Source organism: Fibrella aestuarina BUZ 2 (assembly GCF_000331105.1).
Classification (GTDB): Bacteria; Bacteroidota; Bacteroidia; order Cytophagales; family Spirosomataceae; genus Fibrella; species Fibrella aestuarina.
Genome location: NC_020054.1, coordinates 5,429,248 through 5,442,572 on the forward strand (window position 1 = coordinate 5,429,248; position 13,325 = coordinate 5,442,572).

At 58.2% G+C, this 13,325-nt stretch carries 7 protein-coding genes; 5 read left to right on the plus strand and 2 right to left on the minus strand.

Annotated features, from left to right (window positions below):
* Positions 1-176: 176 nt before the first annotated feature.
* Together FAES_RS22490 and FAES_RS29280 are read left to right on the plus strand one after the other, a co-directional pair.
* Entirely contained in the window at positions 177-704 is a 528-nt protein-coding gene (locus tag FAES_RS22490; protein WP_041258299.1) for a phage tail protein, read from the plus strand.
* A gap of 115 nt (positions 705-819) precedes the next feature.
* Positions 820-6,594, plus strand: coding sequence for a T9SS type A sorting domain-containing protein (locus FAES_RS29280; RefSeq protein ID WP_015333487.1), 5,775 nt, complete (start codon positions 820-822; stop codon positions 6,592-6,594).
* Between the two features lie 131 nt (positions 6,595-6,725).
* Here FAES_RS29280 and FAES_RS22500 read toward each other — a convergent pair whose 3' ends face one another.
* Both FAES_RS22500 and FAES_RS22505 read right to left on the minus strand, forming a co-directional pair.
* Entirely contained in the window at positions 6,726-7,499 is a 774-nt protein-coding gene (locus FAES_RS22500; protein ID WP_015333488.1) for an SDR family NAD(P)-dependent oxidoreductase, read from the minus strand.
* Between the two features lie 96 nt (positions 7,500-7,595).
* Positions 7,596-9,263 carry a UxaA family hydrolase gene (locus tag FAES_RS22505; protein ID WP_015333489.1) on the minus strand — a complete coding sequence of 556 codons (1,668 nt, stop codon included), beginning with the start codon at positions 9,261-9,263 and terminating at the stop codon, positions 7,596-7,598.
* 190 nt (positions 9,264-9,453) lie between these two features.
* Between FAES_RS22505 and ade the strand changes: the two genes are divergently transcribed.
* The 3 genes from ade to FAES_RS22520 all read left to right on the plus strand — a co-directional run bounded on the left by ade (position 9,454) and on the right by FAES_RS22520 (position 13,299).
* Positions 9,454-11,115, plus strand: a complete 1,662-nt coding sequence (gene ade / locus FAES_RS22510) for an adenine deaminase (RefSeq protein ID WP_015333490.1) — start codon at positions 9,454-9,456, stop codon at positions 11,113-11,115.
* 152 nt (positions 11,116-11,267) lie between these two features.
* Positions 11,268-11,855 (plus strand): RNA polymerase sigma factor, encoded by a 588-nt coding sequence (locus FAES_RS22515; RefSeq protein ID WP_015333491.1) that lies wholly within the window; start codon positions 11,268-11,270, stop codon positions 11,853-11,855.
* A gap of 172 nt (positions 11,856-12,027) precedes the next feature.
* Positions 12,028-13,299, plus strand: coding sequence for a replication-associated recombination protein A (locus FAES_RS22520; RefSeq protein ID WP_041258300.1), 1,272 nt, complete (start codon positions 12,028-12,030; stop codon positions 13,297-13,299).
* Positions 13,300-13,325 lie beyond the last annotated feature (26 nt).

The following is a 13,325-nucleotide window of genomic DNA, read 5'->3' on the forward strand; positions in this document are numbered from 1 at the left end:
ACCCAAGTCGAGTAACCGCCCCTCAGGCAATGGCTGTCCGATTTGCGAATGAATCTGTCCGATTCGGTGTGGTCTGCCGCGTGGGTACGTTTCTTTCTGCAACGTCAATAGCTCTGTTCTGCGGGTCGGTTTTGTACCATTTCTACCATCAAAACCTTTTACAAAACGTACAACACATGGAACCATTTATTGGCATGGTTGGCCTTTTCGGCTTCAATTTCGAACCGCGCGGCTGGGCCTACTGCGGTGGTCAGATTTTATCCATCGCCCAAAACTCGGCGCTGTTTGCACTGCTTGGCACCACCTACGGCGGAAACGGCCAGACAACCTTCGCGCTACCCGATCTACGGGGTCGGGTGCCCATCGGACAAGGACAGGGGCCGGGCCTGACCCCGCACACGATTGGTGAAGTGTCGGGAACAGAGACCGTAACGCTATTGCAGAGCCAGATGCCCGCGCACAACCACCCGATGACCGTATCGGCGACGATCGGTACGCAGAACAATCCGTCGGAAGCTTTTTTGGCTGTCGCCACAGACCTCAATGAGCAGGCAATAAACGTCTATGGAACGACGCCCAACTCGATAGCCAATCTACAAGCCATTGGCATAGCGGGCGGCACCCAACCGCACCAGAATATGCAGCCTTATCTGGTGATGAACTACTGCATTGCGCTGGAAGGCATTTTCCCTCCCCGCAACTAAGCCACGACGAACGCCCTGCCCTGCCTACCCCATCGGTAACGGCAGGGCAGTTGGTATAGACGAAAGGCAGAGCGCGTTTCGTCCGCTTGCAACACTCAACTTTTCCTTAGTATCTATGGCCCATTTCTATACTTCAGATCGCTTTATCAACGTATTCGATCTTAAAGCTATTCTTAATAGATGCCGACTAGCGGTCCTGTTTGGACTGACGTTGCTGCTCTCGACCGTGGCCAACGGCCAGATCTATTATGTGCAATCGGATGGGGTTGCCAGCGCCCGTAACGACGTCCTGAAACGAATCAATCAGGATGGCACGGGCGATACGCAGATCGCTACCAACTTCGCTGATATCCCCAATTACATTGCGATCGACCGGGCCAGTAACACGGCTTTCGTTACGGAAGCGCGCGCCAGTAACCTGGCAAAAGTTTACAAAATAAACCTAGGCACGGGGACTGTTTCGACAATTGCCAGTACAGCCAGTCCGGGTAGCACCTGCACGGGGATTGCCGTTGATCCGACAAATCAATATGTTTATTATACCCTCAACGACGGAGTAGCCACCAGCAGCACGGATGAGTTGCGGCGGGTCCATTTTGATGGTACGGGCGATCAGTTGGTGGCAACGGGCTTCGTTAACGTACCTGGCCAGTTGGCCATCGACGTACCCAACGATCGCCTGTTTGCTATCGATAGCCGCGCCACCGCCCCAAAAGTGGTTACGGTCAACTTAACGAATGGCACATCGACCACGCTGTTTACCTCAACCAGCGTGGTAACAGGCATTGCTTACGACGCCACAAATACCAAACTGTATTATTCAATTTCTGACGGTGTAGCCGGCACGGCCACCGATGAGCTTCGGCGGGTCAATCCCAACGGGACAGGCGATGAGCTAGTGGCCACCAACTTTGCCAACCTGCCTGCCGCCTTGTCGATCGATGAACCCAACAATCAGGTTATCGTAGCGGATATACGAGGCACGGCCCCCAAGCTGTTCAAGGTGAACCGTACGACCAAAGTCGCCACGTTGATCACTAGTCTGTCTAGCTCATTTGCGCTGGTCGGCGTGGCCGTCTATCCATCCTGTGCTGTTCAGGCTACGACATTAACGCCCAGCCCCTCGAGCGTGCTCACTTGCTCACAGACCACGCTCACCCTCACGGCCGCGTCTGGTGGTACCAACTACACATTCACCCGCGTTGGGGGCGGTAGCGGTATCGTCAGCCAGGATGCAACGGGAGGTACAGCCATTGTGAACGCGCCAGGTACGTATTCGGTCGTCGTAACGGGTACGGACGGGTGTAGCAGCACGGCTACCGCTACCATCACCAGTAATACCACAGCGCCCACGGTAAGCATCAGCCCAACCAGTGGCACACTCACCTGCGCCCAACCCACCCTGCAACTGACGGCCTCAGGCACGGGTACGTCGTACCGCTGGACGGGTGGTTCAACCAGCAATCCCTTTACGGTAAGCGCCGCTGGGGTCTACTCGGTCACGGCTACCGGCACGAACGGTTGTACGGCGGTAAGCAGCAGCGTCACCATCAACCAGAATTTCACCATACCCAGCTTTACGGCCACCAGCGGATCGGCCTGTACGGGCAACCCGGTCACGCTGACCGCCAGTGGTTGTCCAGGCGGCACTATCAACTGGCCAGGTGGTATTACGGGCAGTACATTTACCACAACGATCGGGGGCATCTATACGGCTACCTGTACGATCGGCACCTGCACCACGACGGCCAGCGGCACGGTTACCATCAACCCACTGCCAACGCCATCGCTTTCGGCGAGCGGGTCAGGTACGTTGACGTGCGCGGTCACCAGCCTGACGCTGACGGCCACGGGCGGCACGAGCTACACCTTTGCCGGACCGGGCGTGGTGAGCCAGAATGCCGCCGCCGGGACGGCCGTCGTCAACGCCTCGGGTACGTATTCGGTTACCGTAGCCAGTGCTGCGGGTTGCACAAGCACCACCAACGTTACGGTGAGCAGCAACACCACGGCCCCCACGCCTTCGATCGCAGCCAGCCCATCCACGACACTGACCTGCGCGCAGACCAGCCTGACGCTCACGGCGCAGGGCGGCAACAGTTACGCCTTTGCCGGGCCGGGTGTGGTTTCGCAGTCAGGTAATCAGGCCGTAGTGAATGCTTCAGGTACGTATTCGGTGACAGTCACCAACACAGCGACGGGTTGCTTCAGCACGACGGCGATTACCATCAGCCAGGCGGCACTGCCCACGGCGAGCCTCTCAGCCAGCCCGTCTACGACGCTCACCTGCGCCGTGACCTCGCTGACGTTGACGGCCCAGGGTGGCAATAGCTACGCTTTCGCCGGGCCGGGTGTGGTTTCCCAGTCGGGTAATCAGGCGGTAGTCAACGCGTCAGGTACGTATTCAGTCACGGTTACTAACACCGCCACAGGCTGCTTTAGTACCACCTCGATTACCATCAGCCAGAACGCGACAGCCCCCACGCCATCAATCGCGGCCAGCCCTTCAACCACACTGACCTGCGCCCAGACCAGCCTGACGCTGACGGCCCAGGGTGGTACCAGCTATGCCTTCGCCGGACCGGGTGTGGTTTCACAGTCAGGTAACCAGGCCGTAGTGAATGCTTCAGGTACGTATTCGGTAACGGTCACCAACACGGCTACGGGCTGCTTTAGCACCACCTCGATTACCATCAGCCAGAACACCACGCTGCCGACGCCGAGCTTGGCGGTCAGCGGTACACTCACTTGCGCGGTAACGTCGGTGACGCTCACAGCCCAGGGCGGCAACAGTTACGCCTTCGCCGGACCCGGTGTGGTTTCGCAGTCAGGTAACCAGGCGATTGTGAACGCCTCTGGTACGTATTCAGTCACGGTCACCAACACGGCCACGGGCTGTTTCAGCACCACCTCGACCACGGTCAGCAGCAATACCACGACGATTACCCCAGTTTTTGTTGCGAGTCCAGGCAATACGCTTACCTGTTCGGTCACGGCGATTACGCTGACGGCCACGGTAACCAACAATCTGAACGCCAATACGTACACGTTCACCGGGCCGGGTATTGTGTCGCAAACGCTCAATCAGATCGTTCTGAACGTTGCCGGTACATACTCGGTGACGGTTACCAACAACGCAACGGGTTGTTCCAGCACCACCTCGATTGTGATTGGTCAGGACATAGCCACGCCCTCAGGCAGCTTGACAGCTACCAACGGTGGCGTGCTGACCTGCGCCGTTTCCAGTGTAACGCTCACGGCGTTCAACACCGCCGGCCCACAGGCAACCACGTACCGCTTTACGGGGCCAGGGTTCCTCACCATAGGGCCCAGCGCGACGATTGCCGCCACGCAGACGGGATTGTATTCGGTAACGCTGATCAGCAGCAACGGGTGTAACAGCGCTCCGGTCTCTCTCAGCGTATCGGTAGACAGAACGCCACCGGCTAACGTGAGTCTGGTGTCCACCAATAGCCAGGGCAACCCATCTACGGTGCTGACCTGTACGGAGCCTGTACTGACCTTAACCGCCAGCCCGGTTGGCAGCTACACGTATACGTTTAGCAGCGGGGCCGCGCAGGTAGGAACAAGCAACGTGGCGACGGTCAGCGCACCCGGTACCTACACCGTTACGGTTCGGGGAACGAATGGTTGTACGGCGCAGGCCACAACCACCATCACCAGCAGCACGGGCGTTCCGACGGCAACCCTCGCGGCCAGCCCATCGACCACGCTCACCTGCGCCCAGACCAGCCTGACGCTCACGGCGCAGGGCGGCAACAGCTACGCCTTTGCCGGGCCGGGTGTGGTCTCGCAGTCGGGTAACCAGGCCGTGGTCAACGCCTCAGGTACGTATTCAGTCACGGTGACCAATACGACCACGGGCTGTTTCAGCACCACCTCGATCAATATCAGCCAAAACACAACAGCTCCCACACCCTCGATTGCGGCCAGTCCATCAACCACGCTGACCTGCGCGACAACCTCGCTGACGTTGACGGCCCAGGGCGGTAGCAGTTATGTGTTCGCCGGGCCGGGGATCGTATCTCAATCGGGCAACCAGGCCGTGGTCAACGCCTCAGGTACGTATTCGGTGACGGTCACCAACACGGCCACGGGCTGCTTCAGCACCACCTCGATCAACATCAGCCAGACGACGACAGCGCCAACGCCGACTTTGACAGCCAGCCCGTCTACGACGCTCACCTGCGCCGTGACCTCGCTAACGTTGACGGCCCAGGGTGGCAATAGCTACGCTTTCGCCGGGCCGGGTGTGGTTTCCCAGTCGGGTAATCAGGCGATTGTGAACGCCTCAGGTACGTATTCGGTGACGGTCACCAATACGACGACAGGCTGCTTTAGTACTACCTCGATTACCATCAGCCAGAACGCGACAGCCCCCACGCCCTCGATTGCGGCCAGCCCGTCTACGACGCTCACCTGCGCCGTGACATCGGTGACGTTGACAGCCCAGGGCGGCAACAGTTATGCCTTCGCCGGACCCGGTGTAGTTTCGCAGTCGGGCAATCGGGCGGTGGTCAACGCGTCAGGTACGTACTCGGTAACGGTCACCAATACAGCGACGGGTTGCTTCAGCACCACCTCGATTACCATCAGCCAGAACACCACGCTGCCAACGCCGAGCTTGGCGGTCAGCGGTACGCTCACTTGTGCGGTAACGTCGGTGACGCTCACGGCGCAGGGCGGCAACAGTTACGCCTTCGCCGGGCCGGGGATCGTTTCACAATCGGGTAATCAGGCCGTAGTGAATGCCTCGGGTACGTACTCGGTGACGGTCACCAACACGGCCACGGGCTGTTTCAGCACCACCTCAACCACGGTCAGCAGTAACACCACGGCCCCAACGGCTACCCTGACAGCCAGCAGCCCGGTTGTGTGCGCGCCGAATACCATCACGCTGACCGCGGGTGGAGGTACGCAATACCGCTTCGCCGGACCGGGCCTGAGCCAGACTGGTTCATCGAACACCGCCGTTGTCGCCCAAACCGGTACGTATTCGGTGACGGTGACGGGTGCGAACAGTTGCTCGGCAACAAACAGCGTCTCGGTTACGGTGAACGCCCAGCCGTCGGCTCCCAGCCTGACGGGTGCCAGCCTGACCGTGATTGCCAACCCGACACCGCTGCCGCTGACGCCTTACGCAACCGCTACCGGAGGGAACATGCTGGTTTTTTACGGCCCTAATGGGCTACTGAATCCGCCGAATGCCGATATCAGCACGCCGGGTGTTTATAGCTTCTCGGCGGTACAAATCAGCCCGCAGGGATGCGCCAGCCCAGCCACGCCGTTCAGCCTGACCGTACTCTCGCCGCTGCCACCAGCCAGCCAGACCTTGTGCCGGAGCAGTTCGGTGGTCCTGAATGTGCTGCCAACGGGGGTTCGGTACCAGTGGTATCGCCTCAACGGCAACGTAAGCATTCGCCTGACCGACGTATCGGGCGTGCAACGGGGTACCGGCACGTCGAGCCTCACGTTGATCAGTATTCAAACCAGCGCCACCTACACCTGTCAGGTGACCTACGCCGACGGTACAGTGCAGACTTTCGGGCCGTTTGCCGTGAACGTAACGATCTGTTCAAATAGTCGGGAGGCCGCCTCGGCTGAACCCGAGACGCCGTTGCAAGTGCGTCTGACCCCGAACCCATTGGTTGGGGGCCGGCTCCGGGCCATTGTGACGGGCGCGGCTGGTCAGCGGCTACAGGTCGAACTGATCAACCAGCTCGGTCGTCCGGTCGCTCAGCAACAGTGGGAACAGGCGTCCGCCGAACAGCTGGTTGATTGGGACGTTAGTCAGCAGTCAGCGGGTATACTGCTGTTCCGCGTCAGCACCGACCGCCAGAGCCAGACGGTGAAGGTGATCAAAGAGTAAGGTAGCTGTTGATGGTCGTTGAGGCACCGTGCCTCAACGACCATCAACGCGACGTATCCGTTTAAAGCACAAGCGCCCAGCCAAAAGGTTGGGCGCTTGTGCTTTAAACGGATACGTCGGCCGACTAACCCCTACGTGTTTAGCCGAATGGTGCCGCCATCGATGGGGTAATCGCAGCCAGTGATAAAACCAGCTTCGTCGGAACACAGGAAAAGGGCCAGCGCAGCCACTTCCTGCGGTGTTCCCATCCGACCAATGGGTTGCGCTTTAGCCAGTTTGTCAACCATCTCGGCTTCCTGACCGGGGTAATTTTTGGCTATAAACCCATCGACAAACGGTGTATGCACCCGCGCCGGGCTGATGCAATTGCAGCGGATGTTGTGCGCGAGGTAATCTTTCGCCACCGACAGGGTCATGCTGACGGTAGCCCCTTTGCTCATCGAATAGGCAAAACGGTCGTTGAGGCCCAGCGTGGCGGCAATGGACGCCATGTTGAGGATGACGCCGCCCCCCGCCGCCCGCATGTGCGGCAGTACGGCATTGAGGCAATTGTAAACGCCCTTTACGTTGACCGAAATTACCCGATCGAAATCGGTTTCGATGGTCGTCTCGGCATTGCCGATGTGGGCGATCCCCGCGTTATTGACCAGTATGTCGATCCGGTTTTGGGCTGCGATCTGCTCGACGACGCCCCGAACCGCCAGTTGGTCGGCCACGTTGACTTCGTGCGCAAAGGCCTGTCCACCCGCCGCCACAACGGCATCAGCCGCCGTTTGCGCGGCGGCCCGGTTCAGTTCCAAAATATGAACCGTTGCTCCCGCCTGCGCAAATGCTTCCGTAATCGCCAGCCCAATGCCGCTGGCGCCACCCGTGATGAGGGCTATCTTGTTTTGTAGAGAGAACATAAGGTCATATCAATGAATAATGCACAATGGACGATGTACAATGATTAATTGAGGCATCAGTAATCATTATACATCGTCCATTGTACATTATTCATTTTATAGTGAAACCCCCCGTTTCCAGGGAATGAAATCATCTTGCCCGAGTTGTTCGGCTTTGGTCAGGTACGTTCCTGAGGCCAGCCCGATGAGCCAGTCGAGCAGGGCTTCGCCGTTTTGTTCAACGGTTTGGGTGCCGTCGATAATCGGGCCGCTGTCGAAGTCGATCACGTCGGGCATACGGCGTTGCAGTACCGTGTTGGTCGAGATCTTCACAACGGGACAAACGGGGTTGCCGGTGGGTGTGCCAAGGCCCGTGGTGAACAGAATCAGGTTAGCGCCCGAACCAGCCATGCCCGTGGTAGCCTCCACGTCGTTGCCGGGTGTGCAGAGCAGGTTCAGACCCGGTTTGCGGATCGGCTCGGCATAATCGAGGACATCCGCCACAAAAGCCAGCCCGCCTTTTTTGGCGGCTCCCGCCGATTTGATGGCGTCGGTAATAAGACCGTCTTTGATATTACCCGGCGACGGATTCATGTCAAAACCCGATCCGGCGGCTTCGGCCTGCGCGGCGTAGGTTTCCATCAGGTTGATGAATTTCTCGGCTTTGGCGTCGTCGGTAATCCGGTCGATCATGTTCTGTTCGGCGCCACACAACTCCGGGAATTCGGCCAGCACGGTGCGGCCACCCAACGCCCCGATCACGTCGGACAAATGCCCGATCGCCGGGTTGGCCGATAAACCCGAAAAACCGTCGGAGCCGCCACATTTCAGCCCTACGCACAATTGGCTCAGGGGAGCCGGTTGCCGCTCGATCTTGTTGATCTCAACCAGTTCCAGAAACGTGTCCTTGATGGCCTGCGTCAGCAGCTCGTATTCGGTTCCCGCCTGCTGCTCATACACCAGAATGGTCTTTTTACCGTGCGGGTTTTGCCGCTTTACCTCCTTCTCCAGCATATCGGCCTGCAGGTGCTGGCAACCAAGGCTGAGCACCGTAGCACCCGCTACGTTGGGGTTGTTAATGTAGCCCGCCAGCAGCGAACAGAGCGCCGCCGAATCTTGCCGGGTGCCTCCGCAGCCCATCTCGTGGGTGAGAAATTTGATGCCGTCTACGTTGGCAAACGGGCGCTTCGGTTTGTCGTCGGCTACGGTAGCCATTTGTTCGCGCGCCACAAAGGGCTGCATCTTCTTGATGACATCCATCTGCCCGTGCTGATACAGGTGCAGTAGTTCACGTACCTGATCGCGGTACTGCTCGGGCTGGGCATAGCCCAATTCACGCTCGAAGGCCTCTTTCAGGGTCAGTACGTTGCGGTTTTCGCAGAATACCAGCGGAATCACCAGCCAGTAGTTGCGCGTACCGACACGGCCATCGGCCCGGTGATAGCCCATGAACGTGCGGCTCTGCCAGCGCGACACGTCGGGGGCCAGGTACGTATAAGGGTGACGGTTACCGATACCATAGGCGTCGGACTGGTGTTTGAGGTTGAAGGTGGTGATTACCTCACCACGCCGGATGGGCTGCGTGGCGCGCCCCACCGTAACGCCATACATGGTGACGGGGTCGCCCGGCTGGCGATCTTCCGTCACGAATTTATGCTTGGCCGCTACTCCGTTGGGCAGCAGGTACGTTTCTGTACCGAGCGTGACCGACGCCTGAGCCGGCAAATCGTTCAGCGCAACGATGACATTATCGGCCGGGTGTATTTTTAGTATGCTCGTAGTCATGCAGTAAAAAAAGGCCCTTTTAGGCGTTTTTAGAAGCCGATTACTACTTAATTATACCCGTTGGGTTCATAGGCTATGCTGGCGAAAACTTTGCCATCGGGCTTGCGATTCTACGGGGCATTGTAAAGATTTGATGATTGAACAGCCTTTTCCGCACCACGCCTAATTCAGCCTTCTCGTCATTCGCTTTATGCTAACTGCCAACATCCTGAACCTTTTCGACAAATCGATCATCTATGGAACCATCCGTTTCGACCACGGGCGCATCGCCCAGATCGATCGCCTGGGTGCCGAGCGCCCCGGCGAACCCTACGTGCTGCCCGGTTTCATTGATGCGCACGTGCACGTCGAGAGTTCCCTGCTGACGCCCGCGCAGTTTGCCCGGCTGGCGGTGGTTCATGGCACCGTAGCCACGGTATCAGACCCGCACGAGATTGGCAACGTGCTGGGGGTTCCGGGGGTGGAGTATATGCTGGCCGACGGCAAACGTACCCCGTTTAAGTTCTGCTTCGGGGCGCCTTCCTGCGTGCCGGCTACGCCCTTCGAAACGGCGGGCGCTACCATCACGGTCAAGGATGTACGCTACCTGCTGGGCCTGCGCGACATCGGTTACCTCGCCGAGATGATGAATTTCCCCGGCGTGCTCAACGACGACCCCGACGTGCTGATGAAGATTGCGTATGCCAAAGCGTTCAGCAAGCCAGTCGATGGGCATGCGCCCGGCCTGCGCGGCAACGACGCCCAACGCTACATCGACGCCGGCATCGAAACCGACCACGAGTGCATGTCGTATGACGAAGGGCTGGATAAGGCCCGCCGTGGCATGAACATCCTGATTCGGGAAGGGAGCGCGGCCCGCAACTTCGACGCCCTGATTCCGCTGGTCGATGAGTTTCCGCAACTGGTGATGTTCTGCTCCGACGACAAGCACCCCGATACGCTGGCGCAGGGGCACATCAATCAACTGGTGGCGCGGGCGATCGGGGCGGGTTACAACCGCTGGAATGTGCTGCGGGCGGCCTGCATCAACCCCGTGCTACACTATCGCCTGCCCGTGGGGCTGCTGCGCGAAGGCGACCCGGCCGATTATATCGTGGTGCGCGACCTGAATTCGTTTGAACTGCTCGAAACGGTGATCAACGGCGAACCGGTGGCCAAAGAAGGTCGGTCACTCCTACCCGACCTGCGCAGCGAACACGTCAATCAGTTCAACTGCTCGGAGAAGGACCCCGCCGATTTCTGGCTACAGGCCCATCGGCCCTATGGTCTGCTGCGGGTTATCGAAGCCATCGACGGGCAGCTCATCACCAACGAGTTGCAGCTAGAGGGCACTATTCAGCAGGGGGCCTGGGTAGCCGACCCCGACCGCGACCTGCTGAAGATTGCGGTGGTCAATCGCTACGCCGATGCGCCGGTATCGGTTGGCTTTATCAAAAACTTTGGCCTGAAACACGGTGCCATTGCGTCGTCGGTGGGGCATGATTCGCACAATATCACCGCCGTCGGTTGCGACGACGAGAGTCTGTGTCAGGCGGTGAATGCCGTTATCCGGGCGCGGGGCGGACTGTCGGCAGTGGGCGTTATTCAGCAGGATAGCCATCCGCTTTATATCCGCAAGCTCTTGCCCCTGCCGGTAGCGGGGCTGATGACCGACGAAGACGGGTACGTGGTTGCAGCGCAGTATACGGAGTTGGATCAGTTTGTGAAAGAGGAACTTGGCAGCACCCTGGCCGCTCCCTTCATGACGCTGAGCTTTATGGCACTTCTGGTTATACCTGCGCTCAAGCTGAGTGACAAAGGGTTATTTGACGGGCGCTCGTTTCAGTTCGTGAAAATTGAATGCGCCCACTGAGTTAGCCTTCAGGCACATATCCTATACGATCTTACCATAATCATGCTGTTTTTTAACGATTCACTGTTTTTTTGCATTTTGCCGGTATAATTCATAAAATCTTGTAGTAAGTTTACCAGAGACCTCTCTCCAAAACCAACACGCAAGCTACCATGGCTCGTCAGCGCAACACGCCTGGAATCGACGAAATCAAATTGTGGGACGAATTCCGGTCTGGCAACCAACCGGCTTTTGCTCAACTTTATCAGGAATACGTCAGCGTCTTGTTTCACTATTGCAGTCACTTTTCGCAAGACCGCGCCCTGATCAAAGATTGCATCCATGATTTATTTGTCGAGCTGTGGCGGCATCGGCAAAACATCGGCCCCACCACCTCTGTGCGCTTCTACCTGATGGCGTCGATCAAACGGAAGCTGGTTCGGCACATCACCGCCGAGCAGAAGTTCTGCAATCCCGACGACCTGCGCCCCGGCGAAGGGTTTACCGACAGCGATCGCTCGCACGAGATGACGCTCATTCATCAGGAAGAAGACTCGTTCATGAATGACTGCCTGAGCCGCGCCCTCGACCGCCTGCCCCGTCGGCAGCGCGAGGCGATCTACCTCAAATTTTACCAGAATATGGGCAACGATGAGATTTCGAAGCTCATGGAAATCAACATCCAATCGGTCTATAACCTCATTTTTGGGGCGCTGGGCAACCTAAAGAAATACGTATCGACAGAACGTATGCCCATATAGTACCCCATTGCTCAGTGCCTGTTCATTGCGTCGTTTCTTTCCCTGTCTATTCCTAAGCCTTGAAAGCGGGCCGCTGGTTAACTAACCGGCGGCCCTTTTTATTTTACGATTCGTAGGGCGTAGTTTGTCGGGGGCGCCGGTTAGCGCCTCATAACAACAGACCACAAACGCAATGAACACCGGTACTATCCCCCTCCCCGAACGAGTCAGACCACGGGTATTGGACGACGTGATTGGCCAGCAACAATTAATCGGGCCCAGCGGTGCACTGCGCCGGGCCGTCGAGGCGGGGCGGCTTCCTTCCATGATCCTTTGGGGCCCGCCGGGCGTGGGCAAAACCACTCTCGCCCTCCTGTTGGCCGAGGCCGTCAAGCGACCGTTTGTGGCCCTCAGTGCCATCAACGCCGGTGTAAAAGAAGTGCGCGATGTGCTGAGCCGCCCGGCGGGTTTATTTCCGCCGGTTGTCTTTATCGACGAGATTCACCGCTTCAACAAGAGTCAGCAGGATGCGCTGCTGGGGGCCGTGGAGAAAGGGCAGATCACGCTCATTGGCGCTACAACCGAAAACCCATCGTTTGAGGTCAACAGCGCCCTGCTATCGCGTTGCCAGGTCTACGTGCTCGAGGTGCTCGACCGCGACGAACTGATTCAGGTGGTCGAACGGGCGTTGACTACCGATGTTGAGCTGAAAAAACGGCAGGTACGTGTCGCTGAGTATGACGCACTGCTCCGGCTGTCGGGGGGCGATGGACGCAAGCTGCTCAACCTGCTTGAATTAGTGGTGAGCAGCCACATCAGCAGCGATGAACTGGTCATTACCGACGAGTACGTGACGAAGGTGGCACAGCAGAACATTGCCCGCTACGATAAGTCGGGCGAGCAGCATTACGACATCATTTCGGCCTTTATCAAGTCCCTGCGTGGCTCAGATCCCAACGGAGCCCTGTATTGGATGGCGCGGATGCTGGTGGCAGGCGAAGACCCCGTGTTCATTGCCCGGCGGATGCTCATCATGGCCTCAGAAGACATCGGCAACGCCAACCCCAACGCGCTGCTGATGGCCTCGCAGGCGATGCAGGCTATCCGGGTCATTGGCATGCCCGAAGGACGGATTATTCTGAGCCAGGTGGCGATCTACTTGGCTACGTCGCCCAAGAGCAATGCCAGTTACACGGCCATTAACGAGGCGATGGCCCTTGCCGAAAAAACGGCCCACCTGCCCGTGCCGCTGCACCTACGCAATGCCCCAACGAAACTGATGAAGCAGTTGGGCTACGGCCGTGAATACCAGTATGCACACGACTATAATGGCAACTTTAGTCAGCAAAATTACCTACCCGACGAGTTGCAGAGCCAACGGATTTTTGAACCCGGACAGAACCCCCGCGAGCAGGAAATTCTTCGCACCTTACGCACATTGTGGGGTGACTGGTATGGATATTGATTAAACAACAACTTAGCATATTGACG